This window comes from Streptomyces sp. NBC_00386, from assembly GCF_036063235.1.
In the GTDB taxonomy this organism is placed as follows: Bacteria; Actinomycetota; Actinomycetes; order Streptomycetales; family Streptomycetaceae; genus Streptomyces.
In genome coordinates, this window is sequence record NZ_CP107950.1 from 3,326,952 (window position 1) to 3,352,340 (window position 25,389).

The 25,389-nt window shown below is 70.9% G+C and carries 23 protein-coding genes; 14 read left to right on the plus strand and 9 right to left on the minus strand.

What is annotated here, in order from left to right:
• The first annotated feature begins 9 nt into the window (after positions 1-9).
• The 4 genes from OG780_RS14425 (at position 10) to OG780_RS14440 (ending at position 4,374) form a co-directional block, all read left to right on the plus strand.
• The gene (locus OG780_RS14425) at positions 10-738 is read left to right on the plus strand and encodes an SH3 domain-containing protein (protein ID WP_328448251.1); all 729 of its coding nucleotides are present in this window, start codon (positions 10-12) and stop codon (positions 736-738) included.
• A 97-nt stretch (positions 739-835) separates the two neighbouring features.
• Positions 836-2,221, plus strand: coding sequence for an FtsW/RodA/SpoVE family cell cycle protein (locus tag OG780_RS14430; RefSeq protein WP_443062160.1), 1,386 nt, complete (start codon positions 836-838; stop codon positions 2,219-2,221).
• On the plus strand, positions 2,218-3,675 hold the full coding sequence (locus OG780_RS14435; protein WP_328448253.1) for a penicillin-binding transpeptidase domain-containing protein: 1,458 nt from the start codon (positions 2,218-2,220) through the stop codon (positions 3,673-3,675). The genes OG780_RS14430 and OG780_RS14435 overlap by 4 nt, the downstream gene beginning before the upstream one ends.
• Positions 3,676-3,909: 234 nt before the next feature.
• Positions 3,910-4,374, plus strand: coding sequence for a DUF3291 domain-containing protein (locus tag OG780_RS14440; RefSeq protein WP_328448255.1), 465 nt, complete (start codon positions 3,910-3,912; stop codon positions 4,372-4,374).
• Here the strand turns inward: OG780_RS14440 and OG780_RS14445 are convergent, their stop codons facing one another.
• The gene (locus OG780_RS14445) at positions 4,375-5,484 is read right to left on the minus strand and encodes a ferritin-like domain-containing protein (RefSeq protein WP_328448257.1); all 1,110 of its coding nucleotides are present in this window, start codon (positions 5,482-5,484) and stop codon (positions 4,375-4,377) included.
• A gap of 138 nt (positions 5,485-5,622) precedes the next feature.
• Between OG780_RS14445 and OG780_RS14450 the strand changes: the two genes are divergently transcribed.
• The 4 genes from OG780_RS14450 (at position 5,623) to OG780_RS14465 (ending at position 9,322) form a co-directional block, all read left to right on the plus strand.
• Positions 5,623-6,552 (plus strand): AurF N-oxygenase family protein, encoded by a 930-nt coding sequence (locus OG780_RS14450; RefSeq protein WP_328448259.1) that lies wholly within the window; start codon positions 5,623-5,625, stop codon positions 6,550-6,552.
• A 446-nt stretch (positions 6,553-6,998) separates the two neighbouring features.
• Positions 6,999-7,724, plus strand: a complete 726-nt coding sequence (locus OG780_RS14455; RefSeq protein ID WP_328448261.1) for a TetR/AcrR family transcriptional regulator — start codon at positions 6,999-7,001, stop codon at positions 7,722-7,724.
• 10 nt (positions 7,725-7,734) lie between these two features.
• Entirely contained in the window at positions 7,735-8,055 is a 321-nt protein-coding gene (locus tag OG780_RS14460) for a hypothetical protein (RefSeq protein ID WP_443062161.1), read from the plus strand.
• A 109-nt stretch (positions 8,056-8,164) separates the two neighbouring features.
• Positions 8,165-9,322: a C40 family peptidase gene (locus OG780_RS14465; protein WP_328448265.1), complete on the plus strand. Its 1,158-nt coding sequence runs from the start codon at positions 8,165-8,167 to the stop codon at positions 9,320-9,322.
• A gap of 134 nt (positions 9,323-9,456) precedes the next feature.
• Here the strand turns inward: OG780_RS14465 and OG780_RS14470 are convergent, their stop codons facing one another.
• The 6 genes from OG780_RS14470 to OG780_RS14495 all read right to left on the minus strand — a co-directional run bounded on the left by OG780_RS14470 (position 9,457) and on the right by OG780_RS14495 (position 16,139).
• Complete coding sequence (locus OG780_RS14470; RefSeq protein ID WP_328448267.1) at positions 9,457-9,933, minus strand: hypothetical protein; 477 nt, start codon at positions 9,931-9,933, stop codon at positions 9,457-9,459.
• Positions 9,934-10,184: 251 nt separating this feature from the next.
• Complete coding sequence (locus OG780_RS14475) at positions 10,185-11,438, minus strand: styrene monooxygenase/indole monooxygenase family protein (protein WP_328448269.1); 1,254 nt, start codon at positions 11,436-11,438, stop codon at positions 10,185-10,187.
• Positions 11,439-11,469: 31 nt separating this feature from the next.
• Positions 11,470-12,108 (minus strand): GTP-binding protein, encoded by a 639-nt coding sequence (locus OG780_RS14480; RefSeq protein ID WP_328448271.1) that lies wholly within the window; start codon positions 12,106-12,108, stop codon positions 11,470-11,472.
• The gene (locus OG780_RS14485; protein WP_328448273.1) at positions 12,089-12,499 is read right to left on the minus strand and encodes a DUF742 domain-containing protein; all 411 of its coding nucleotides are present in this window, start codon (positions 12,497-12,499) and stop codon (positions 12,089-12,091) included. The genes OG780_RS14480 and OG780_RS14485 overlap by 20 nt, the downstream gene beginning before the upstream one ends.
• Positions 12,499-12,999 (minus strand): roadblock/LC7 domain-containing protein, encoded by a 501-nt coding sequence (locus OG780_RS14490; protein WP_328448275.1) that lies wholly within the window; start codon positions 12,997-12,999, stop codon positions 12,499-12,501. The genes OG780_RS14485 and OG780_RS14490 overlap by 1 nt, the downstream gene beginning before the upstream one ends.
• Positions 12,996-16,139, minus strand: coding sequence for a sensor histidine kinase (locus OG780_RS14495; RefSeq protein ID WP_328448277.1), 3,144 nt, complete (start codon positions 16,137-16,139; stop codon positions 12,996-12,998). The genes OG780_RS14490 and OG780_RS14495 overlap by 4 nt, the downstream gene beginning before the upstream one ends.
• A gap of 357 nt (positions 16,140-16,496) precedes the next feature.
• Here OG780_RS14495 and OG780_RS14500 point away from each other — a divergent pair, with 357 nt between their 5' ends.
• Positions 16,497-17,285 (plus strand): protein phosphatase 2C domain-containing protein, encoded by a 789-nt coding sequence (locus tag OG780_RS14500; protein WP_328448279.1) that lies wholly within the window; start codon positions 16,497-16,499, stop codon positions 17,283-17,285.
• A gap of 169 nt (positions 17,286-17,454) precedes the next feature.
• On the opposite strand, the gene OG780_RS14505 is transcribed toward OG780_RS14500, so the two are convergent.
• Entirely contained in the window at positions 17,455-17,973 is a 519-nt protein-coding gene (locus OG780_RS14505; protein ID WP_328448281.1) for a MarR family winged helix-turn-helix transcriptional regulator, read from the minus strand.
• 298 nt (positions 17,974-18,271) lie between these two features.
• Between OG780_RS14505 and OG780_RS14510 the strand changes: the two genes are divergently transcribed.
• Positions 18,272-19,090, plus strand: coding sequence for a lysozyme (locus tag OG780_RS14510; protein ID WP_328448283.1), 819 nt, complete (start codon positions 18,272-18,274; stop codon positions 19,088-19,090).
• Between the two features lie 124 nt (positions 19,091-19,214).
• Here OG780_RS14510 and lon read toward each other — a convergent pair whose 3' ends face one another.
• Positions 19,215-21,629: an endopeptidase La gene (gene lon / locus OG780_RS14515; protein ID WP_328448285.1), complete on the minus strand. Its 2,415-nt coding sequence runs from the start codon at positions 21,627-21,629 to the stop codon at positions 19,215-19,217.
• 192 nt (positions 21,630-21,821) lie between these two features.
• Between lon and OG780_RS14520 the strand changes: the two genes are divergently transcribed.
• From OG780_RS14520 to OG780_RS14535, 4 genes are all read left to right on the plus strand, one after another.
• Positions 21,822-22,100: a hypothetical protein gene (locus OG780_RS14520; RefSeq protein WP_326785549.1), complete on the plus strand. Its 279-nt coding sequence runs from the start codon at positions 21,822-21,824 to the stop codon at positions 22,098-22,100.
• 468 nt (positions 22,101-22,568) lie between these two features.
• Positions 22,569-23,246 (plus strand): spermidine synthase, encoded by a 678-nt coding sequence (locus OG780_RS14525; protein WP_328458123.1) that lies wholly within the window; start codon positions 22,569-22,571, stop codon positions 23,244-23,246.
• A gap of 113 nt (positions 23,247-23,359) precedes the next feature.
• Positions 23,360-24,097 (plus strand): response regulator transcription factor, encoded by a 738-nt coding sequence (locus tag OG780_RS14530; RefSeq protein WP_037620929.1) that lies wholly within the window; start codon positions 23,360-23,362, stop codon positions 24,095-24,097.
• A 62-nt stretch (positions 24,098-24,159) separates the two neighbouring features.
• Entirely contained in the window at positions 24,160-25,299 is a 1,140-nt protein-coding gene (locus OG780_RS14535; RefSeq protein ID WP_328448290.1) for a HAMP domain-containing sensor histidine kinase, read from the plus strand.
• Positions 25,300-25,389 lie beyond the last annotated feature (90 nt).

The following is a 25,389-nucleotide window of genomic DNA, read 5'->3' on the forward strand; positions in this document are numbered from 1 at the left end:
GAGCCCTCCATGTCCCTGCGGTCCCAATACACCCGAATCGGTATGGCCCTCGCCGCCGGCAGCCTCGTCGCCCTCGCCGGTGCCACCCCCGCCCTCGCCGACGGCGACGGCGGCTCCGGAAGCGGTGACAGTCAGCAGTGGAGCAACGGCGCCGGCGGCCACCAGTGGAGCGACGGAGGCGGCGACGGCCGCGAGCAGGGCGCCGGTGGCGACGGGGGCGGCCAGTCGTGGAACAACGGTGACGGCGGAGGCGGTGACGGCGGGGGCAACCAGAACTGGGACAACGGCGGCGGGGGCGGCAACAGCTGGAACAACGGGGGCGGGGGCGGGGGCGGGGGCGGGGGCGGCAACCAGACGTGGAACAACGGCGGCGGTGGCGGCAACCAGAACTGGAACAACGGCGGCGGCGGTGGCGGTGACGGCCGCGAACCGGCGAACGGCAACGGAAATGGGAACGGCAACGGCAACGGGAATGGGAATGGGAACGGCCAGAACAACCCGCGGCTGTACCAGGGCCGGGTCACCGCTCGTGGCGGGCTGGCCCTGCGCAGCTCCCCGACACGCGGCAGCCAGCTGATCCGGGTCGCACGGCAGGGGGAGATCGTCTCCATCTTCTGCAAGACCCCGGGCGAGACCGTCGACGGCAACCCGAACTGGTACCTCCTCACGGACGGCACCTGGGCCTGGGGCGCCGCTCGCTACATCGACAACATCGGCCCGGCCCCCCGCTGGTGCTGACACCCCGGGCGACGTCGAACCGGACCGTCGGTCCGTCAGCGCATGACGGGCCATCGGGTAACGGGACATCGGGTCGCCCGCTTGCTACGTTCCGGACATGATCCAGCCCGGAATGTCCGGAACATCCGGAACGGTCGTGGCGGCTGACCCGGCCCCTCCCGCCGAACGCCTTCCCAGGCGCCGTGGCATCGAGCTGTCCCTCATCGTCGTCGCCGTCCTGCTCTGCGTGTACGGCTACTGCGCTGTCGGCCTCGCCAAGCACGGCACCGTTCCGCCCGGCGCCGCCGGTTACGGCGCCGGGCTCGGCGTGCTGGCGCTCGTCGCCCATGTCGCCGTGCGTCTGCGGGCCCCCTACGCCGATCCGCTGCTGTTGCCCATCGCCGTCCTCCTCAACGGCCTGGGCCTGGTGCTGATCTACCGGCTCGACCTGGAAACCCCGGCCGACCAGGCGGCTCCCATCCAGCTCGTCTGGTCCACGCTCGGCGTCGCGTTCTTCATCGTCGTCGTGCTCTGCCTGCGCGACCACCGTGTCCTCCAGCGCTACACCTACGTCTCGGTGGTCGGCGCCCTCGCGCTGCTCGTCCTGCCGATCTTCTTCCCGGCGGTGAACGGCGCCCGCATCTGGATCCGGATCGCCGGATTCTCCATCCAGCCGGGCGAGTTCGCGAAGGTCCTGCTCGCCGTCTTCTTCGCCGGCTACCTCGCCGCCAACCGCAACGCGCTCGCCTACAGCGGCCGCCAGATCTGGCGGTTCCGGCGGCTCCAGCTGCCCACCGGCCGCGTACTCGGCCCGATCGTGGCGATCTGGCTGCTCAGCGTCCTGGTCCTGGTCCTGGAGCGGGACCTCGGAACCTCGCTGCTCTTCTTCGGCCTGTTCGTGATCCTGCTCTACGTCGCCACCGGCCGCACCGGATGGATCGCGGTCGGGCTGCTGCTCGCCTGCGTCGGCGCCCTCGCCGTCGGCCGCCTCGAACCGCATGTCCACAGCCGGGTCGAGGACTGGCTGGACCCCTTCGCCTCGATCGCCGCGGGCCAGGGACCCAACCAGCTCGCCCAGTCCCTCTTCGCGTTCGCCGCCGGCGGCATGCTCGGCACCGGCCTGGGGCTCGGCCATTCGGTCCTCATCGGCTTCGCCGCCAAGTCCGACTTCATTCTGGCCACCGCGGGCGAGGAACTCGGTCTGACCGGCCTGTCCGCGGTCTTCCTCCTCTACGCCCTCCTCGTCGAACGCGGCTACCGCGCGGGCCTCGCTCTGCGCGACCCCTTCGGCCGGCTGCTCGCGATCGGCCTCGCCTCGATCGTGGCGCTCCAGGTCTTCGTCATCGCGGGAGGCGTGACCGGTCTGATCCCGCTGACGGGCATGGCGATGCCGTTCCTCGCCCAGGGCGGCTCCTCCGTCGTCACCAACTGGATCATCGTGGCCCTGCTGATCCGGATCAGCGACTGCGCCCGCGGTCAGTACGACGGGACACCGGCACCATGACCAAGTACATCCGCCGGGCCGTCGGACTGTGCGCCGTACTGCTCGTGGCCCTTCTGGTCAACGCCGCCCGCGTCCAGGTCGTCGAGGCCCCGTCGTACGACCGCAATCCCGCCAACCGCCGTCCGGCGATCGCCCGTTACGGCCAGCCGCGCGGGGACATCGTCGTCGACGGCCGCACGGTCACCGGCTCCAAGGACACCGGCGAGCAGTTCCGCTACGAACGGACCTACCTGGACGGGCCGTTGTACGCCGCCGTCACCGGCTTCGCCTCGCAGCTCTACGGGACCACGCTGCTGGAGGGCACCGAGGACGGCATCCTGTCCGGCACCGACCCGATGCTCACCCCGTTCCCCCTGTTCAGCGGCCTCACCCGGGCCCGCGGCTCCGGCGGCAGGGTCGTCACCACCCTCAACCCGGCCGCGCAGCGGGCCGCCTACGAGGGGCTCGGCGGCCGCCGGGGCGCGGTCGCCGCGATCGAACCGTCGACCGGGCGGATCCTGGCCCTGGTCTCCACGCCGTCGTACGATCCCACGCGGCTGTCCGGGACGGGGCCGGACGTCACCGGGGCGTGGGCCGGACTGAACGGCCGGGCCGACAAGCCGATGCTCAACCGGGCGATCCGGCAGACGTATCCGCCGGGGTCGACGTTCAAGGTGCTGACCGCCGCCGCGGCGCTGGACTCGGGTGTCGTGGACGACGTCGACGCGCCCACCAGGTCACCGAACCCCTACCGTCTTCCCGGCACCACGACGAGGCTCACGAACGAGATCGAGGGCTGTGAGGACGCCTCCCTGCGGTACGCCTTCACCTGGTCCTGCAACACGGTCTTCGCGAAGCTGGGCGTGGACATCGGGCTCGACGACATGACGAGGACGGCGGCGAACTTCGGCTTCAACGACCGTAAGCTGCGCATCCCCTTCTCGGTGGCGCCCAGCAACTTCGATCTGCGGCTCGACAGGGCGCAGTTGGGGCTCTCCTCCATCGGCCAGTTCGACACCCGGGCGACTCCGTTGCAGATGGCGATGATCGCGTCGGCCGTCGCGGGCGACGGTTCGGTCAAAACGCCCTACCTGGTGGAGCGGACGACCACGCACAGAGGCGCGACGCTCAGCACGACCGGTCCGCGCGTCCTTCATCAGGCGATGAGAGCGTCGACCGCGCAGCGGATGCGCGAGCTGATGACCGACGTCGTGGAGAAGGGCACCGGGACCGTGGCCGCCATTCCCGGCGCCACCGTCGGCGGAAAGACCGGCACCGCCCAGCACGGCATCGGCAACTCCGGTACCCCGTACGCCTGGTTCATCTCCTGGGCCCGCGCCGACGGCTCCATGGAGCCCGCGGTGGCCGTCGCGGTCGTCGTCGAGGACGCCGCCGCGGACCGGGGGGACATCACCGGGGGCGGGTTCGCGGGGCCGATCGCCCGGGCCGTGATGGAAGCGGTGCTGGGCTCTTGAAGGAGCTCCCACTCCGGATCACTCCATCGCGCGCCCCGACTCCGGTCCGTCACGGCCCGGGTCTGGTCCGTCGCGCCCCGGGTTCGGTCTGCCTCGCCCCGATTCTGGTCCGCCTCTGCCCCGGTCTGGCCTGCCTCCCTGGTTCCGGCCTGCCCCGCCCCGGTTCCGGTTCGGGTCGCCCACTCCGTGAGACGGGGGCTGTGCCGTTCCTCCCGGCCGACCTACCGTTCGGCCATGACTCCGTCGACAGCCTCGTTCGAGCTCGCCCAGGTCAACGTCGCCCGGCTCAAAGCCCCTTTGGATTCCCCTCAGTTGAAAGGTTTCGTGGAAGCCCTCGAACCCGTGAACGCCGTCGCGGACGCGGCGGACGGATTCGTCTGGCGACTGCAGGACGACTCCGGTGACGCCACGGACTTCCGCGTTCTCGGCGACGCGTGGACGATCATCAACATGTCCACCTGGCGGGGCACGAACGCGCTGACGGCGTTCATGTACCAGGGTCGGCACCGCGAGCTGATGGCACGGCGCCGTGAGTGGTTCGAACGGCTGGAGGATGCGGTGACCGCACTGTGGTGGGTTCCGGCCGGCCACCGTCCCACGGTCGCGGAAGCCGAGTCCCGCCTCCTCCACCTGCGCGAACACGGACCCACGCCGCACGCCTTCAGCCTGCGGACCTCCTTCCCGCCGGCCGGGCCGTGATCACTGGCTCCCGCGCCCTTCGTCGATCGTGTTCCCGACCTCCGCCACGCGTTCCCTCTCCTCGGTCGCGAACCGTTCCGCGTCCAGTTGTTCGGCCATCTCCTCGTCCTGGGCCATCAGGAGGTCAAGGTTGGAGTTGCCCATGTCGAAGACGCCCATGTCCACGTAGGCGCGCTGGAGGCGTTCGCCCCACAGGCCGATGTCCTTGACGCACGGGACGATGCGGCTGAAGAGCAACTGGCGGAAGAGGTGCAGGAATTCGGAGTTCTCGCTGAACTCCTCGGCCTCCGCCTTCGGGATGCCGAAGTTCTCCAGGACCTCGACCCCGCGCAGCCTGTCCCGCATCAGGTAGCAGCCCTCGATCACGAATTCCTCGCGTTCGCGGAGCTCGGCGTCGGAGAGCTGCCGGTAGTAGTCGCGCAGGGCCATGCGGCCGAAGGCGACATGGCGGGCCTCGTCCTGCATCACGTACGACAGGATCTGCTTCGGCAACGGCTTGTCGGTGGTGTCCCTGATCATGCCGAAGGCGGCCAGCGCCAGGCCCTCGATCAGGACCTGCATGCCCAGGTACGGCATGTCCCAGCGCGAGTCGCGCAGGGTGTCGCCGAGGAGGGACTGGAGGTTGTCGTTGATCGGGTAGAGCATCCCGATCTTCTCGTGCAGGAAGCGGGCGTAGACCTCGGCGTGCCGGGCCTCGTCCATGGTCTGGGTGGCCGAGTAGAACTTGGCGTCGAGGTCGGGGACCGATTCGACGATCCGCGCCGCGCAGACCATCGCGCCCTGTTCGCCGTGCAGGAACTGGCTGAACTGCCAGGAGGCGTAGTGCTTGCGCAGTTCACCCTTGTCCCGGTCGGTCATCTTCGTCCAGTACGGGGTGCCGTACAGGGTCATCGCCTCGTCGGGGGTGCCGAGCGGATCGAGGGGATCGACCTCCAGGCCCCAGTCGATGCGCTTCTGGCCGTCCCACTGCTTGTCCTTGCCCTTCTGGTAGAGGGCGAGCAGCCGGTCACGACCGTCGTCGTACTCCCAGCTGAAGCGGGCCGCCCCCGAGGCCGGTATCTGCCAGTGGGGATCTCCCGAGTCCGCGGCGTACAGCTCATGCGTCGGCATACTTCGCAGGCTCACACGGAGTAGACGCGTCGTCAACAAGTCCGGCACGGGGGATTGACGAGCTTGCTGACAAGCAGTCTCATAAGTGGTGACCGCCGGTAACCCATAGAGATCCGGTACGACGAGGTGGGAACAGCCATGACGACGGTGCCCGAGGCCGATGTGCTCCGTGACGCGCTCGGTCTGCTCAAGGACCGGGAGCAGGTGGCCGAGCGCCTCCTCGACTCCTCCGCCAAGCACTCCTTCGACCCCGACAAGGAGCTCGACTGGGACGCGCCCTTCGAGGAGGGCAAGTGGTTCTGGCCGCCCGAGCTGGTGTCGCTGTACGACACCCCGCTGTGGCGGCGGATGAGCGAGGAGCAGCGGATCGCGCTGTCCCGGCACGAGGCGGCCGCGCTGGCCTCGCTGGGCATCTGGTTCGAGATCATCCTGATGCAGCTGCTGGTGCGGCACATCTACGACAAGGCGGCGACGAGCGCGCATGTGCGGTACGCGCTGACCGAGATCGAGGACGAGTGCCGGCACTCGAAGATGTTCGCGCGGCTGATCACGCGCGGGGGCACGCCGTACTACCCGGTGAGCCGGGCGCATCAGAATCTGGGACGGCTGTTCAAGACCATCTCGACCACTCCGGGGTCCTTCACGGCGACACTGCTCGGTGAGGAGATCCTCGACTGGATGCAGCGGCTGACGTTCCCGGACGAGCGGGTGCAGACCCTCGTCCGGGGGGTCACACGCATCCACGTGGTGGAGGAGGCGCGCCATGTCCGGTACGCCCGGGAGGAGTTGCGGCGACAGATGCTCACCGCGCCGCGGTGGTCGCAGGAGTTCACCCGGGTCACCTCGGGCGAGTTCGCCCGCGTGTTCTCGGTGGCCTTCGTCAATCCCGAGGTCTACACGAACGTCGGGCTCGACAAGCGCGAGGCCCTGGCCCAGGTGAAGGCCAGTGGGCACCGGCGGGACGTGATGCAGACCGGGGCCAGGAAGCTGACGGACTTCCTGGACGACATCGGGGTGCTGCGGGGGGCCGGGCGGCGCCTGTGGAAGTCGTCGGGGCTGCTGGCCTGAAGAGACTCCCGGACGGCTCCGGGCTCACCCGGGGCTTCACGGTGACGCTCGGCCCGGGAACACCGTGCGTCCGATACGGCTCCGGACCCGCCTAGGGCTTCGGGGTGAAGCTCGGCCCGGGACGCCGGGCGTGCGATGGGGGGCGGGGCCGCGCCGGTACATCCGCCCGCATCCGAACGGATCCCCCCGGCGTTCCACGTGGGCGCGAGTCGTGATCCGTCCGGCCTGCGGGCATGTGATGTACCGGCACGTCCCCTCGCGTTGTAGGCGGCTGCGGGTAGTACGGGGCTCGCGCCCCCGGACGGGCCTCGGTGTCCGCTCGCGGCGCGGCCCTCGCGTGTACGGCGGCTGCGGGAGGGGCTGGGGCTTGGGCCCCGGACCGGCCTCGGTGTCGCTCTTCCGCGCTGTTCGCGAGGGTGTGCGGATGGGCGGTTACGCTGCCGGACATGACCTCGCAGGCTTCCACCCCCGCTTACCGTCGGCTCAGTGTCGAGGAGCGGCGCAGTCAGTTGCTCGAAGCCGCGCTGTCCCTGTTCGCCCAGCGGGTGCCCGAGGAGGTCTCGCTGGACGATGTGGCGGAGGCGGCCGGGGTGTCGCGGCCGCTCGTGTACCGGTATTTCCCCGGCGGCAAGCAGCAGTTGTACGAGGCTGCCCTGCGGTCCGCCGCCGAGGAGCTGGAGCAGTGCTTCGCGGAGCCCCCGGAGGGGCCGCTGACCGAGCGGCTCTCCCGGGCCCTCGACCGGTACCTCGCGTTCGTGGACCAGCACGACGCCGGATTCAGCGCTCTGCTCCAGGGCGGCAGCGTCATCGAGACCTCGCGGACCACGGCCATAGTCGACGGAGTCCGCCGGGCCGCGGCGGAGCACATTCTCGATCATCTGTCGGTGAAGGATCCCGGGCCCCGGCTGCGGATGACCGTACGGATGTGGATCACGGCCGTGGAGGCCGCCTCGCTGATCTGGCTCGACGAGGACAAGGAACCGCCGCTGGACGAGCTGCGGGACTGGCTCGTCGAGCAGTTCACGGCGGCGCTCGCGGCGAGCGCCGGGAGCGATCCGCAGACCGCCGCGGTGGTCCGGGCCGCGCTCGCGATGGAGCGCCCCGACGGTATCGCGGGGGCGCTGGTCCGGCGGGTGCTGCCCGTTGTCGAGAATGCGGGCCACCTGCTGTGACACTGGTCCGGTGAAGAGCGAAGACACCCCCTTTGTCGGCGGCCCGCTGGACGGGCGCGTCCTGCCGGTCCTGCTCGGGATCACCGGCCACCCGCCGAAGACGTACCGGATCCCGGTGCCCGACCCCGACGGCGGCAGGTCCACCGTTCTGGTCTACCGGCGCGTCCAGGCGGCCACCAGCAAGCGGCTCGGTCTGCATCAGGGGTGGAAGTACGAGTACGCCCCCGAGGGCGACGCGTCGGAGCGCCGGTTCAAGCTGCCCTGGTCCCCGGGCACGCACAAGGGCGGGGGCAGCGGCGGCGCCACGCCGGGCGGCAACGCAGACGAGTGACCTTCTTGGGCCGAAGCGCTCCCCCGGCGCGCGCCCGGGATGCGGCGGCCCGATCCTGCCGGTGCGAAACGGGTGGCGGACCGGCCACCCCGGCAACGGAGGTGACGGCATGTCAGGAAGGCTTCTGCGTCTGGTCTGTACGGGGGCGATGGCGGTCGGGGCGCTCCTCCCCTCCACGCCCGCGGTGGCCGCCCCCGAGCCCGGCCCGGCCTCCGGCACCGGCTCCCAGCGGTCCGTCACCTCGTTGCTGACGGATCTTCAGCGGCTCTACCGGGACGCCGAACGCGCCACCGAGACGTACAACGGGACCGCCGAGAAACTGAAGAAGCAGCGCGCGGAGGTCGCCCGGCTCGACGCCCGCCTCGCCAGGGCCCGCCTGTCGCTGGAGGACAGCCGGGTCGCCGCCGGACGGCTGGCCCGGCAGCAGTACCAGAGCGGGAACGAGATCTCCCCGTACGTACGGCTGCTGCTCGCCCGGGATCCGCAGCACGCCCTCGACCAGGGGCACCTGATCGGGCAGTTGTCGCTGGAGCGGGCCCAGACCGTGCGGCGGGTCACGGGCCGTGAGAAGCGGGCCGACGGGCTCGCGCGCGCGGCCCGCAAGGCGCTGGACGCACAGCTCTCCCTCGCCGCACGCCGGCAGAAGGAGCGGGACGAGGTGCGCGAGCGTCTCGACGACGTGCAGCGACTGCTCGCCTCCCTGACCGCGGAACAGATCGCCGAACTGGACCGGGTGGAGAAGTCGGGAACGGACACGGCCCAGAAGAAGATCATGGCGTCGGGCTCCCTCAGCAGCGTGCGGCCGCCCACGCGGGAGGGCGAGGAGGCGTTGCGCTACGCCGTCGAGCAGATCGGGAAGCCGTACGAGTGGGGTGCGGAGGGGCCGAAGACCTTTGACTGCTCGGGGCTGACGTCACGGGCCTGGGAGCGGGCCGGCCGGCCCATTCCGCGCACCAGCCAGGAGCAGTGGGCCGAGCTTCCGAGAGTCCCGCTGGACAAGCTGCGTCCCGGTGATCTGGTGATCTACTTCCCCGAGGCCACGCACGTCGCCCTCTATCTCGGCGAGGGGATGGTGGTGCAGGCCCCGCGGCCGGGGGCGAGGATCAAGGTGTCCCCCATCGCGGCCAACCCGCTGCTGGGTGCCGTACGCCCGGACCCGGACGGGGAGCCCTTGCGGCACTACACGCCGTCGGAGCTCCCCGAGGGCGCCACGGACGGATCCGACGAGGGCTACGCCTCGGCCGCTCCGGTGACCGCACCGAGGTAGCGGAAGCTCCCGGACGGGGGCGTGCTGCTCGTCCGGGCAGGAGGAAGGCCGTACCCGTCCCGGACGGGTGGGAGGCGGGACCCGTTTCGCCGGGCCGGATGCTCTGCAGCCTGCCGGAATCGAACGGAACGCGGCTACATGCCCGCCGCGGGGTCTCCGTCGCCGAGGCCTATCCACCAGTGCCCGTCGTCCTTCACCAGCAGCAGCTCCTGCCGCTGACCGGTTTCCTTGTACACCACTGTCACCGGGTTGAAGTAGCTGACGACTCCCTCCAGTACGGTGACTTCGACGGGGCCACCCGCTGCCCCGCCGTACTCGCGCACGTACTTGGCCGCGGTGGGACCAGGCTGCTCGTAAGCGGGCCCTGCGAGATCGGCAATTCCCTTCGCGTCTCCGTCCTTGAGTCGCTGGACGTAGACCCGTACGACAGTGTCGACGTCCTTGGCCGTCTCCCGCACGTCGGGGTATGTGGACTTCTCCGCGCGCACCGTCACGTCGACCTTGGGTGCGTCGGCCAGGGCATAGGGCTCGCTGAACCAGTTCCACCACACAGCCGCGGTGATCCCGACGACCAGCAGGCCGCTGCCGAACGATATGGCCGGCTTCGTCATATGCACCATCCTCCAGTACCAGTTGGACCGGACGCGGTGAACGAGCATTCGGTTCCCGCACGCGAAGACGGCCCGCCCGCTCCGGAACCACTGCAGTACAGCACCGATGTAGTACAGCAGCGATATACGGCGACGGACGGCCCAGGGGTTACCCCTGGACCGTCCGTGGGTCGTCCGTGGGTCGGCCGAGTCGAACCGGCAACGGCAGGCAACGACAGGCGACGACTGCTGGACCGCGGGTCAGAGGGCCGTCAGGCCCCGGTGACCGACGCCAGGTAGGCGGACGTCTTCTCGGGGTCGAAGAAGAAGTTCTCGAAGTCGGCCGGGTTGTTGAAGCCATTGGCGAACCGGTCGGCCACGGGCGGGAGTTGGCCTGCCGCTCCGATCAGGTTGAGCACGTGCTCCGGCGGGACGCCCAGCATCGCGTTGGTCCACTTGGTGACGTGCTGCGCGGTGTCCCAGTAGCGGTCGAACGTCGCCTGCATCCACTCCTCGTCGAAGGGCTTGTCGCCCTGCTCGACGATCGAGGCGAGGTAGGCGGCGGCGCACTTGGACGCCGAGTTGGAACCCTGGCCGGTGATCGGGTCGTTGGCCACGACGACGTCGGCGACGCCGAGGACCAGTCCGCCGCCGGGCAGCCGGCCGATCGGGTTGCGGACGGTGGGGGCGTACCGTCCGGACAACGTGCCGCCCGCGTCGGTCAGTTCGACGTTGGTGGCGCGCGCGTACTCCCAGGGCGTGAACCGCTCCATGAGTTCCAGGGTCAGGGAGAGGTGCTCGGCGGGGTCCTTGACGCCGTTGAAGACGTCGAGCGGGCCGCCGGGGATGCCCTCCCAGAAGAGGATGTCGGCGCGTCCCGAGGTGGTGAGCGTCGGCATGATGAAGAGCTCGCCGACACCGGGGACCAGGTTGCAGCGGACCGCGTCGTAGTCCGGGTGCTCCGGGCGCGGGCCCAGGCCGTGCACGTAGGACACCGCGAGGGCGCGCTGCGGCTCGGTGTACGGGGAGCGGGAGGCGTCACGGCCGAACATGGAGACGAGTTCGCCCTTGCCGGCCGAGACGAGCACCAGGTCGTAGGCGCGGGAGAAGTAGTCGAGGTCGGAGACCGCGGCACCGTGGATGACCAGTTGGCCGCCGCGCTGCGCGAAGGTCTCCATCCAGCCCGCCATCTTGACCCGCTGGTCGACCGACTGCGCGTAGCCGTCGAGCTTGCCGACCCAGTCGATGGCACGCTGCGAGGGGCCCGGTTCGAAGGAGCCGGGGACGGCGACGGAGACCCCGAGCCCTTCGATCTTCGGGGCCTGGGACTCCCAGAAGTTCAGCTGAAGATCGCGCTCGTACTGGAGCGCCGTGTCGAACATGCACTGCGTCGACATGACCCGGCCGGAACGGATCTCGTCCGCCGTCCGGTTCGACATCAGGGTGACCTCGTACCCGTGCGACTGGAGTCCGAGGGCGAGTTGGAGTCCGGACTGGCCGGCTCCCACGACGAGTATCTTCCGCATGCGGGTTGCTTCTCCTAGGACTCGGGCGTCCCTATTCGGGGCTGACTTCGAGCGCGTGACCGACGAGCGCGAGCAGGGTCTCGACGACCGAGATCCGGCGGCGCGCATCCATGATCATGACAGGTATGTGTGAAGGCACCGTGAGTGCTTCGCGCACGTCGTCGGGCTCGAACTCGTCGCTGCCGTCGAAGTGGTTGACGGCGACGACGTACGGCAGCCCGCAGCTCTCGAAGTAGTCGAGCGCCGGGAAGCAGTCCGAGAGACGGCGGGTGTCGGCGAGGACCACCGCACCGATCGCGCCGCGCACCAGGTCGTCCCACATGAACCAGAACCGCTGCTGGCCCGGCGTGCCGAAGAGGTAGAGCACCAGGTCGTCGTCGAGCGTGATGCGCCCGAAGTCCATGGCCACGGTGGTGGTCAGCTTGTCCGGCGTACCCGTGAGGTCGTCGGTCTCCTCGCTGGCCTGCGTCATCAGCGCCTCCGTCTGGAGAGGCGTGATCTCCGAGACGGATGTGACGAGGGTGGTCTTGCCGGCGCCGAAGCCGCCGGCCACCACGATCTTCGTGGCGATCGGCGCGCGCGTGCGGTCCGTCTGCCAGGCCTTCAGGTTCTCCTCTTCGTCGAGGAGGGGGGCGACGCCAGGTTCGGCGTCAGAGACGGCGGAGTCCACTCAGCACCCTTTCCAGCAGGGCACGGTCCGGCTGTCCCGGGCCGTGACCTGTTCCGTACACGCGGATCTTTCCCTGGTCCGCCAGGTCGCTCAGGAGCACCCGGACCACTCCGAGCGGCATCCTGAGGAGGGCGGCGATCTCGGCCACCGTACGCATCCGGCGGCAGAGTTCGACGATGGCCCGCATCTCGGGCATGACCCGGGTGGTGAGCGAGCCGTTGGTCAGCTCCTTGCGCGCCTCCGGGGCCTCCAGCGCGGCCACGAACGTCTCCACCAGCAGGACGTGACCGAAGCGTGTACGTCCGCCGGTGAGCGAATAGGGGCGTACGCGGGCGGGCTTGCGGTCGCCGCCGCGCACCGGGAGCTTCTTGACGCCGTTCGACGCGGTCATCAGGCACTCCCGTGAGCGTCGGCCTCGAGGGATTTTCGGAGCTCGATGCGCAGCTCGGGGGTCAGGACATGTCCGGCCCGGCCGACGAAGAGCGCCATGTGGTACGCCACGACGCTCATGTCGCAGTCCGCGGAGCCGTGCACTCCGAGCAGCGAGCCGTCGCTGATCGCCATGACGAAGAGGCTGCCCTCGTCCATCGCGACCATGGTCTGCTTGACGCCGCCGTTGTCCATCAGCTTGGCGGCGCCGAGGGTGAGGCTGCCGATGCCGGAGACGATGGTGGCCAGGTCGGCCGCGGAGCCCTTGGGGCCGGTCGGCCTGGTGCTGTCGGCCGTCCTCGCCTCGGCGTTGCGGCCGGGGTCGGAGGAGAGCAGGAGCAGGCCGTCGGAGGAGACGACCGCGACCGAGTGGAGGCCGGGCACCTCCTCGACGAGATTGGTCAGCAGCCAGTGCAGGTTACGTGCTTCGCTGCTCAGGCCGAAGGTACTGGTCGCGGTCAACTGCTTGCCTCCTCGACTGTGCCCCCCGATGCTTCTACGTCCTGTGCGCCGGTCCGGTGATCGGTGGACGCGGGTCCTGCGGGCGCGTGTGCGGGTGTGGGGGCCGGCGGGGTCTGTCCTTCGGGCGTGGGGGTCTCCGCCGTCCGGTCCGCGATCTCGGCCTCCACATCGCGTCGGCCTTCGATCGCGCCCCGGTGGAACCCGCCGAGCCTGCGGCGCAGTGCGTCGGCGTCCACGCCGCCCATACGGGGGCGCGGTGCGGTCGCGGGGGCGGAGATCTTCGGTGTGCGTTTGGGCAGGCCCTTGTCGGTGACCCTGGGGTGTTCGTCGGGAACACGCTCGTGGTCGTCGGGGCCGATGGCGTACGGGTCCGCGGGTGCCTCGGTGGCCGTTGCCTCGGGGACGTCCGCCGCCGGAGCGCGCTCCGCGGCCGGTTCGCCGGGGTGGGAGGCGGTCTCCGTGGCACCGGGAGCCGTCCCGTCCGTGCGGGAGTCGGTCTCCGCGACACCGGCGGGCGTGGTGTCCGCGCGGGCGGTCGTCATGTCCGCGCGGGCGGTCGTCGTGTCCCCGGCCAGGGCCTGGGCCGGCCCGGGGGATCCGGGGCCGGGTGCGTCGGCCGTCCCCGCGGTGCCGGTCGTGACGGCTGTGGCGGCCATGGCGGCCGGTTCCTCGGTGGCGTCCTGCGCGGGGGCCTGCGGGGCGAGCTCCGGGAGGAGCAGCTCCATCGTCGTCTCGGAGGTGAACTCCGGCTCGGGCTCACGGGGCGCCGGGATGACCGGAACCTGCACGTCCGGCCCGGGCTCGGAGGCCTGCGTCCGCTCGGGCACCGCCTCCGGTTCGGTGGCGGCGCCCTCAAGGGCCGCCTCGGCCGCCGCGATCAGCGGGTCCTCGGCGTCGGCCGAGGCCGCGACCGAGGCGCGCAGGATCGAACGGCCGCGCAGCACGTTGGAGTTGGCCTCGGCGTCCGCGCCCGGCAGGGCCACCGCGGGGGCTCCGCCGGCGAGCCGGACGGAGGCGGGGACGGTGGACGCGGGTGCGGCGGCGAGCAGCGCCTTCGGGAGGACGACCACGGCGGCCACCCCGCCCTGCTTCTGCTCGCGCAGCTTCACCCGTACACCGTGCCGGTGGGCGAGCCTGGCCACGACGTACAGGCCGAGCCCGAGTCCCTCGCCGCTCTCCTGGTCGTACGTGTCCTCCGGGTCGAACTCGGAGAGGCGGGCGTTGAGGTGCCTCATCCGGTCATCGGTCATGCCGATGCCCTCGTCCTGCACGGAGAGCATCACGTCACCGCTCTCCAGCAGCCAGCCGGAGAGCTCGACGGGCACGTCGGGCGGCGAGAACGAGGTGGCGTTCTCAAGGAGTTCGGCCACCAGGTGGCTGAGGTCGTCGGCGGCGAACCCGGCGATGTGCGCGTGCGGGGGCAGCGCGGCGATCCGCACCCGTTCGTACCGCTCGATCTCGCTGACCGAGGCACGGGCGACATCGACGAGCGGGACCGGGCCCGCGTGGTGCTGGACGTGCTCGGCGCCCGCGAGAACGAGGAGGTTCTCGCTGTGCCGCCGCATGACGGTGGCGAAGTGGTCGAGCTTGAAGAGGGTGGAGAGGCGGTCCGGGTCCTGCTCGCGTTCCTCCAGGCCCTCGATCACGCCGAGCTGGCGCTCGACGAGGCCGAGGGTGCGCAGCGCGAGGTTCACGAAGGTGCTGTGGATGGTGCCGCGCACCTGCTCCAGGTGGGCCGCCGCCTCGGCGAGTTCGGAGCGCAGCCGGTCGCGCTCGTCGGCCATCTGCTGGCGCTGGCCGACGAGGTGCTTGCGGTCGCCTTCGAGGGTGGTGATCCGCTCGTGCAGACCGACGGCGTGCGCGTGCAGTGCGTTGACGGAGCGGACGACCTGGGCGAACTCGTCGTTGCGGCCGGTGAACTTGACCGGTTCCCCGGAGGCCGGGTCGGCGGCGAGCCGGGCCGAGCCGAGGCGCAGGACGGCGAGCGGCCTGGTCAGGCTGCGGGCCATGGCCATCGTCATGCCGGCGGCGACCAGCATCAGGACGCCGAGCAGGGTGACGCGGAGCTCCAGCGCGGTGACGTCGTCGTCCCGCAGCGCTTCGACGTTCTTGGTGCGGTGGTCGTTGAGGGAGGCCTCGGCTCCGCGCATCAGCTCGATCCGGGCCGACAGGGCGGCGTCGAGCTTCTTGACGCCGGTGCCGAGCGCGGAGTCCGAGAGCTTCGGCTGCGCGGTGAGGTTGGCCAGGTACTTGTCCGCGGAGCCGACGTCGGGGCCGGTGACCGTGGAGTCGTACGACGTCACGGCCTGCTTGGGCGCGGTCTCGCGGAAGTCCGCGATGGCCGCGTCGGAGCGGAGGCGCGCCTGCTGGGCGGCGGCGCTCAGCGCGTCGCGCTGCTTGACGTCGGCGGCCGACGAGGTGTTCACGGTGCTCGTCAGACCCGTGACCGGGTTGTAGACGCTCTGGGTGGTGTGCGGGATGCCGAGGGCCGCCAGGAGCAGTCCGCGGGCCGCGGCGGACTGCTGGACGGCGGTGTCCAGCTCGGCGAGGGCGTGCGAACCGGCGCCCGCGCGCGGCGGCATCCGGTCGGCCAGGTCCTCGGCGAGGGCGTGGAGTTCGGCGATGGCGCCGGAGTACGCCTGGTGCGCCTCCAGGGCGGAGCTCTTCCCGGTGAGCGCCGATCGCCTGAGTGTCGCGATGCCGTCGAGGTCCTCGAGCAGCGCGGCGGGGGCGTCCGCGTCCGCGCGCAGCTCGTCGACCTGCCGGTCGACCAGGGCGCTGCGCCGCTCGGAGGGCGCCTTGGCCTTGGGCCTGCCGGCGGCGACGTAGGAGGTGACCTCGTCGCGCTCGTCGGCCAGCGCGTGCGCGAGGGTCAGCGCCTGCTGGGTGCGCTGGGCGAGCGTCACCAGATTCTGGGAATCGTTCAGCTGCTGTGAGGCCGACAGGACCATGGGCGCGCCGGCTCCGGCGATGGCGGCCGCGACGACCGCCACGGCCACGATCAGCCGGTTGCGTACATGGGCGGTCCTGCCCCGGCCCGTGGAGCCGGTGGCGTCGCCGACGGCGCCACCCTCTGTGGAGTTGGAGGCCGTCTTCTTGCCTGTGCGCCTCGGCCGCGTCTTCTGCACCGGTGCTCGCATTCCTGACTCGTGTACCCATTTGGGGCCCGGGTGACGTCCCGTCAATCGCGGCGTACGCCCGGTACGGCTCCCGACCCTCCCAGTGCCGGTGGGCAGTGGTCCCGCATCATCTGACCCGCCACCCGAAGGAGTGAACATCGGAGGGGAGTTGGCGGGCAAGTCTCCCCGGTGCTCGCGACGGGCCCGCGCGGCGGGCCGGTTGGACGTCCGGGACGGGCTTTGGCAGTATTCGCCGCCACGTTTTGCCGGAGTCGATCATTCCATGCCAAACCCGGCGCCTGAGCTGCCGAACCGCACGTCGGGCGTTGCCCGGCGTCCTTCCGGCGCCCTTGTGAAGGGCTCGTGCAGACTGGCGGAATGCGCACTGAACTCGTGTCGGAGCCCGGAGACCCGGACCACCCCAATGAGGACTTCGCATCGGTCGGGCTTCCCGCTTCAGGACAGGGCGGTTCACTGGTCGCGCTCGACGGGGTGACGCCGCCCCGGGGTGGCGACGGCTGTCTGCATTCGGTCCCCTGGTTCTCCGCGCGGCTCGGCGGCGCGCTGACCGAACTGTCCGTTTCGCAGGGGGATTTACCCCTGCGGGAGGTCCTGGCGCGGGCGATTCGCCGCGTCGCCGACGCACACGCCGACACCTGTGACCTTTCTCACCCGCGTACGCCCCAGGCAACCGTGGTCCTCGCGCGGTGGTCCGTGTCGCGGGTCGAGTACCTGATCCTCTCGGACTCGGCCCTGCTGGTGGAATCCCCCTCCGGCGAGGTCACCGCCCTGCTGGACGACCGCCTCTCGCGGCTCCCGCGCACGGCCCTCGCCTCGGACGCCGTCGCCGACTCCACCGTCCGCAACAAGGAGGGCGGCTTCTTCACGGCCGCCGCGGACCCCTCGGTCGCCTCGCGCGCGGTGACGGGCACCCTCCCCCGGTCCTCGGTCCGCGCCCTGACCGCTCTCACGGACGGCGCCACCCGGTGGGTGGAGAGGTTCCACGCGGGCGACTGGGCCGAACTGTTCGCCCTCGTGCGCGAAGAGGGCTCGGCCTCGCTCGTCGAGCGCGTACGGCGCCTGGAACGCTCGGACGCGTCGGAGCGGCCGGGGTCCCGGCGGGGCAAGACGCACGACGACGCGACGGTGGTCTTCGTGGACCTGTGAGCGGGGCCGCGCGTCGAGCCGCGGGGGAACCGTGAACGGCGCTGCGCGTCGTGCTCTTCCCGGAACCGCGAGGGGAGCTGCGCGGGAACCGCGAACGGCGCCGCGCGGCGCGCCGTCCGGGAAACCGTGCGGGGAGCTGTCCGGAGGCGCGGGCGCCGGCCGGACGGAGCTACCTCTCCATGCCGCGGTTCAGCTGGTTCAGCAGGCGGGCGAGTTCCGCGACCTCGTTCTGGTCCCAGTGGGCGAGTTGGCGGACGTAGCGGGCCCTGCGGGCCTCGCGGACGCTGGAGACACGTCCGCGGCCCTCATCGGTGAGGTGGACGAGCCAGGCGCGGCCGTCGGCGGGGTCGGGTTCGCGCGCGACCAGGCCCAGCTCCTCCAGGGCGCGCAGCTGCCGGGACATCGTGGCCTTGCCGACGCCGATGTAGGCGGCGAGTTCCGTGGCGCGCTGGCGGCCGCACTCCTCCAGACGGACGAGGAGCCCGTACGCGGCGGACTCCAGGTCCGGATGGACCTCGCGGGCCATCTCCCCCTGGTTGGCGCGAGCGCGGCGCAGGAACACGGTCAACTCGCGTTCCAGGGAAAGGAACTCGCGCTCCACACCGCCGTGCGCCGCGGGCCGGTCCATACCATTTCCCGACACGCCGGATTCGACCGGACCTCCGCCGTCGTTTCCGCCCTCGTGCACGTCAGCACCCCTGACCCGGTTTCCCGATCCTGAAAGTTTCTGCCAGAACTCGCCGTTGCCGCAGCTCCGCCAGTATTTCGCAGGCGTAGACCAACGGCAGCCCCCGGCCCCTCTTCCCACGCCGTCTTCTACGTGCGTAGCTTCTTTATCAGACACCTTTACTGGCATGCGCACGCCACTCCCAGGTCAAGGACGACCTGATCCCCCCGGGGCACGCATGCCCGCGCTTTTCCCCCCACCGAGCTCCCCCGAGCTCCCCCCGGGCTCCGGAGCTCCATCGCCCTTCGGAGGCACGCACATGTCCGTGCACGGATCCGGAACGGCCCGCCGCCTGCGAGTGCTCGCGGCAGGAACCCTGCTCGCCGCCTTCTCCCTCCTCTCCACCCTCCCTTCCTCCGCCGCCGACACCCCCGCCCGGGGCTCCGCCCGGATGGGCATGGGGGTCATCGACCACGACGGTCAGGACGGCACGCCGTCCACCGGTGACGCCACCCAGACAGAAGGTGTGGACGTGGCCGGCTACCAGGGCAACGTCGCCTGGTCGACGCTGTGGAACAGCGGGGTCAGGTGGGCCTACACCAAGGCGAGCGAGGGGACGTACTACACGAACCCGTACTTCGCCCAGCAGTACAACGGCGCGTACAACATCGGCATGATCCGCGGGTCGTACCACTTCGCGACCCCGGACACCACGACCGGCGCCACCCAGGCCAACTACTTCGTCGACCACGGCGGCGGCTGGTCGGGCGACGGCAAGACGCTGCCCGGCACCCTCGACATCGAGTGGAACCCGTACGGGGCCGCCTGCTACGGCAAGACGCAGAGCGCGATGGTCAGCTGGATCAGCAGCTTCCTCACCCAGTACAGGGCCAGGACGGGCCGTGACGCGGTGATCTACACGGCCGCGAGCTGGTGGACCCAGTGCACCGGCAACTACAGCGGCTTCGCGTCCGCCCATCCCCTGTGGATAGCGCGGTACGCCTCCGATCCGGGGACGCTCCCGGCGGGCTGGGACTACTACACGATGTGGCAGTACACGTCGTCAGGACCGACGGTCGGGGACCACGACAAGTTCAACGGTGCGCTCGACCGGGTGCAGGCACTGGCCAACGGCTGACACACACCTGGCGTACGGCGGGACAGCAGGACGGCCGACGTACGGCGAAGGCGCCCGACGCGCGGCACGGCGAAGGCCCGGGCCTCCCTCACGGGACCCGGGCCTTCCCTTCCGGCAACCTCCGTCACGCGGCTACCGAAACCTCCGGCACCGCGCCGTTCGTCGCCGGCGCCAGTGCCAGCTCCAGGACCTGGCGGACGTCCGTGACGGTGTGGACGTCGAGCTTCTCCAGGACCTCGGCCGGGACGTCGTCCAGATCGGCCTCGTTGCGCTTGGGGATGATCACGGTCGTGACACCCGCCCGGTGCGCGGCGAGCAGCTTCTGCTTCACCCCGCCGATCGGCAGGACACGGCCGGTCAGCGAGACCTCACCGGTCATGGCCACATCGGTGCGGACCAGCCGGCCCGACAGCAGCGACGCCAGGGCGGTCGTCATCGTGACGCCCGCGCTCGGGCCGTCCTTGGGGACCGCGCCCGCCGGGAAGTGGATGTGCGCGCCCCGGTCCTTCAGGTCGCCGACGGGGAGTTCGAGCTCCGCGCCGTGCGAGCGCAGGAAGGAGAGCGCGATCTGCGCCGACTCCTTCATCACGTCCCCGAGCTGGCCGGTGAGGGTCAGACCGGCCGCGCCCGTCTCCGGGTCGGCCAGCGACGCCTCCACATAGAGGACGTCACCGCCCGCGCCGGTGACCGCGAGACCCGTGGCGACGCCGGGCACCGCCGTACGGCGCTCGGCCGGGTCCTGCCCCGACTCGGGCACGTGGTGCGGACGCCCGATGAGCTCGCGCAGGTCGGTGTCCTTCACCGTGAACGGCAGCTTCCGGCGGCCCAGTTCGTGCTGGGCCGCGACCTTGCGCAGCAGCCGCGCGATGCCCCGCTCCAGGTTCCGCACGCCCGCTTCCCGGGTGTACTCCCCCGCGAGCTTGCGCAGCGCGCTCTCGTCGAGGACGACCTCGTCCTTCTCCAGGCCCGCCCGCTCCAGCTGGCGCGGCAGCAGGTGGTCCCGGGCGATGACGACCTTCTCGTCCTCGGTGTAGCCGTCGAGGCGGACCAGCTCCATACGGTCGAGCAGGGCCTCCGGGATGGCTTCCAGAACGTTGGCCGTGGCGAGGAACACGACGTCGGAGAGGTCGAGTTCGACCTCAAGGTAGTGGTCGCGGAAGGTGTGGTTCTGCGCCGGGTCGAGGACTTCCAGCAGCGCCGCCGCCGGGTCGCCCCGGAAGTCGGAGCCGACCTTGTCGATCTCGTCGAGCAGGACCACCGGGTTCATCGACCCGGCCTCCTTGATGGCGCGCACGATCCGGCCGGGCAGCGCGCCGACGTACGTACGGCGGTGTCCGCGGATCTCGGCCTCGTCCCGGACGCCGCCGAGGGCGACGCGGACGAACTTGCGGCCCATGGCGTGCGCGACGGACTCGCCGAGCGAGGTCTTGCCGACGCCGGGCGGGCCGACGAGCGCGAGCACGGCGCCGCCGCGCCGGCCGCCGACGACTCCGAGACCGCGCTCGGAGCGCCGCTTGCGCACGGCGAGGTACTCGGTGATGCGCTCCTTCACGTCGTCCAGACCGGCGTGCTCGGCGTCGAGCACGGCCTGGGCGCCCCGGATGTCGTACGCGTCCTCGGTCCGTTCGTTCCACGGCAGCTCCAGGACGGTGTCGAGCCAGGTCCGGATCCAGCTTCCCTCGGGCGACTGGTCACTGGACCGCTCCAGCTTCTCGACCTCCTTGAGGGCGGCCTCGCGGACGCTCTCGGGAAGGTCGGCGGCCTCGACCCGGGCACGGTAGTCGTCGGACTCGTCCTCGCCGTCCTCTCCCTTGAGGTCGCGCAGCTCCTTGCGTACGGCTTCCAGCTGACGCCGCAGCAGGAACTCGCGCTGCTGCTTGTCGACGCCCTCCTGGACGTCCTTGGCGATGGACTCGGCGACATCCTGCTCGGCGAGGTGCTCGCGGAGCTGTTCGGTGGCGAGCTTGAGCCGGGCCACCGGGTCGGCGGTCTCCAGCAGCTCGACCTTCTGTTCCACGGAAAGGAAAGGTGAGTAACCGGAATTGTCGGCAAGGGCGGAAACGTCGTCGATCTGCTGCACCCGGTCCACGACCTGCCAGGCGGCGCGCTTGCGCAGCCAGCTCGTGGCCAGGGCCTTGTATTCCTTCACCAGGTCGGTGACCCGGCCGGGCAGCGGGTCGGGCACGGTCTCCTCGACCCGGGTGCCCTCGACCCACAGTGCCGCGCCGGGACCCGTGGTCCCCGCGCCCACCCTCACGCGCCCACGCCCTCGGATCAGCGCGCCCGGGTCACCGTCGGCCAGCCGGCCGACCTGCTCGACCGTGCCGAGCACACCGGTGCTCGCGTAGGTCCCGTCGATACGCGGCACCAGGAGTACCTGAGGCTTTCCCGGCGTTGAACGGGCGGCGGCCTGAGCGGCCTCCACCGCGGCCCGCACATCGGGGTCGTTCAGATCCAGCGGAACCACCATTCCGGGCAGCACTACCTCGTCGTCGAGCGGCAGCACGGGCAGAGTGAGTGATGCGGACGTCGAAGCCATGATCTCCCCTTCGGCAGTCAAGTTGAGCTATGTCGACTCAATGCACGGGGACTCCGCAATGTTCCCCGGAGGCCGTTCGCTCTGAGCGATCGCTTGTGAACCCGGTGCGGGCGTCCCGGTCTCGTGCGCTTCGGGGCCTCGCGGGCCGTCTTCGGGATGCGAGGTGGCCACCGGCCTCGGATGGTTGGAGTCATGAACCATCACCTCGCCCAGAACAAGCTCGAGATCGACACCCGGCTCGTCACGGCCGGTGCCGTGCTCACCGCGGCCGGTGCCCTGGTGGCGTGCACCGGCATGGTCATCGCGGCCGCCGCCGTGTTCGCCGCGGGCCGACGCATGCTCCGCGCCATGGATGTGCCTCCGTCGCAGGTGGCGGCCATGAAGTGGCGGCAGGCCAAGGAGGCCTCCCTGGCGGGCGTGCAGGCCTGGCAGTCCGCGTCCGACGCCCAGAACGGGGCACCCCGCCGTTAAACAGACGCCCGGCCGTCCCTCTTATGGCTCAACGGGTCGCTTCTTGTCCGTCGGGGGGAAGACGAAGGGGCCCGTGAGCCGCTCGGGGTATGGCCGGTGGACGGCCGTTCGGGGAGCGGCCGGTGGACGCGAAAGCCCGGCCGGTGAGGGCGGAGGCTCGGCCGGCCGAGGGCGAAGCCCGGGCCGGTGAGGGCGGAAGCTCGGGCCGGTGAGGGCGGAGGCCCAGCCAGCGAGGGCGAAAGCCCGGGCCGGTGAGGCTGGAGGCCCAACCGGTGAGGCTGGAAGCCCAACCGGTGAGGCTGGAGGCCCGGGGCGGCGGTCGCCGAGGGCCGGTCCGAGCCGCGCCCGAGGCCTCCGGCTCGTCGCCGCGTCAACCTCGCGGCGCCCGCCGTCACCCCGTCACGCCATCCCCCCGTCCCCCGGCGAATTCCCGCGACTCGCACAGGTGAAAATGCCAGGATGGCGGCCATGACCGCCTCGTACGAGACTCCCGAAGTCATCGACCGCCGTCAGAGCCCGTACGGCGAGGTCGTACTGCGGCGCCACGGAGCACTGCTCCAGATCATCGCCAACGGATGCTTCCTGATGGACACCTCCGACGGGCGTTCCGAGCGGCTGCTCATGGACGCGGCGTACGACGCGCTGGACGGGCGCCCGGAGCCGAGCGTGCTGATCGGCGGACTCGGCGTCGGGTTCTCGCTGGCGCACGCCGCGGCCGACCGCCGCTGGGGACGCATCACCGTTGTCGAGCGCGAACGGGCCATCATCGACTGGCACCGGGGCGGCCCGCTCACCGCGCTGTCCGCCGAGGCGCTCGCCGATCCGCGCGCCGACATCGTCGAGAGGGACCTCGTCGAATACGTCAATGAGATCTCCGACACGTTCGACGCCCTGTGCCTCGACATCGACAACGGACCCGGCTGGACGGTCACCGAAGGCAACGCGGGACTGTACGGTGCATCCGGACTGGCAAGCTGCGCAAGGGCGTTGAGGCCTGGCGGCGTCCTCGCCGTGTGGTCGGCGCAGCCCTCTCCGGAATTTGAAGTTACCTTGCGGAATGCCGGATTCCGCCGGGTCCGTACCGAAGTGATCCCCGTTGCCCGGGGCGTTCCCGACGTGGTGCATCTCGCGGTGAGGCCTGGATAGCCGAGGCGCACCCACTGCCCGTACCCTGCTTGCCTGACGCGGATCATTCAAGCGTCAAGCGCAGTCATGGGATCACCCCACGGATTCCGGAAAGCACACTTCAGGGGCGGGCGATGGAGCAGACACACACCTCCCAGAACGGCACGGCGGCGACCCCGGGCGCTCAGCGCCGGGTTTTGGTCGTCGAGGACGACCCCACGATCGTCGACGCCATCGCGGCCCGTCTGCGAGCCGAGGGATTCCTCGTGCAAACCGCGGGTGACGGCCCGGCCGCCGTCGACACCGCCGAGGCATGGCAGCCCGATCTGCTGATCCTCGACATCATGCTGCCCGGCTTCGACGGTCTGGAGGTCTGCCGGCGTGTGCAGGCCGCCCGCCCGGTGCCGGTGCTGATGCTCACCGCGCGCGACGACGAGACCGACATGCTGGTCGGACTCGGAGTCGGCGCCGACGACTACATGACCAAGCCGTTCTCGATGCGCGAGCTCGCGGCCCGGGTGCACGTCCTGCTCCGCAGGGTCGAGCGCGCGGTCGTCGCGGCCTCCACTCCGCGCAGCGGCATCCTGCGGCTCGGCGAGCTGGAGATCGACCACGCGCAGCGCCGGGTGCGGGTCCGCAGCGAGGACGTACACCTCACTCCGACCGAGTTCGACCTCCTGGTCTGTCTCGCGAACACCCCCCGTGCCGTACTCTCGCGCGAGCAGCTGCTGGCCGAGGTGTGGGACTGGGCGGACGCCTCCGGTACCCGGACCGTCGACAGCCACATCAAGGCGCTGCGCCGCAAGATCGGTGCCGAGCGGATCCGTACGGTGCACGGCGTCGGCTACGCGCTGGAGACCCCGACTCCCTGAGCCGGGACTCCGCAGGAGGGTCGGGACCCGGGTGACCGGGACCCGGGTGAGGGGCTGATGTGATGAGCGGACTCGGAGAGCGGGGACGCGGGCTCGGCGAGCGCGCGTCCGGTGAGCGCAGGAGCTCGGGCTCCTGGGGCGAGGTGCGACCCTTCTCGATCAAGACCAAGCTGGGCGCGCTGGTCGTCATCTCCGTGCTCATCACCACCGGTCTGTCGATGATCGCGGTGCACACCAAGACGGAGCTCCGCTTCATCACGGTGTTCTCGATGATCGCCACCCTGCTGATCACACAGTTCGTCGCGCACTCGCTCACCGCGCCGCTGGACGAGATGAACGCGGTGGCCCGCTCGATCTGGCACGGGGACTACACCCGCCGGGTGCGGGACGACCGGCGCGACGAGCTGGGCGACCTGGCCCAGACGATCAACCTCATGGCCGACGAGCTGGAGGCCCAGGACCGTCAGCGCAAGGAGCTCGTGGCGAATGTCTCGCACGAGCTGCGGACACCCATCGCGGGTCTGCGCGCGGTCCTGGAGAACGTCGTGGACGGCGTCTCGGCGGCCGATCCCGAGACGATGCGCACCGCGCTGAAGCAGACGGAGCGCCTCGGGCGGCTGGTGGAGACCCTCCTCGACCTGTCCCGGCTGGACAACGGCGTCGTACCGCTGCGCAGGCGGCGCTTCGAGGTGTGGCCGTACCTGTCCGGGGTGCTGAAGGAGGCCAACATGGTCGCCTCCGCGCGCGCGGACCTCGCCTCGGGCTCCGGCGGCGGCCACACCCGTAAGGACGTCCATCTGCACCTCGACGTGTCCCCGCCGGAGCTGACCGCGCACGCGGACCCGGAGCGGATCCACCAGGTCGTGGCGAATCTCATCGACAACGCGGTCAAGCACAGCCCGCCGCACGGCCGGGTGACGGTACGGGCCCGGCGGGGCGACCATCCCGAGTCGCTGGCCCTGGAGGTCCTGGACGAGGGGCCCGGTATTCCGAAGTCGGAATGGCACCGCGTCTTCGAGCGGTTCAACCGCGGCGGGGTGCCCGCGCCGCACGGTCCGGGCAGCGACGGCGGTACGGGACTGGGGCTCGCGATCGCCCGCTGGGCGGTGGATCTGCACGGCGGACGCATAGGTGTGGCCGAATCTCAGCGGGGTTGCCGGATCCAGGTCATCCTTCCGGGACTCCCTTCTCTGCCGAGTTGACGTAAAGTTCGAACCGGAGCCGCAAGATCCACCGCTGTCGCCGCCGGCGTACACGTGTGATCAGGCACAGGACCGCGTGAACCGCGCCGC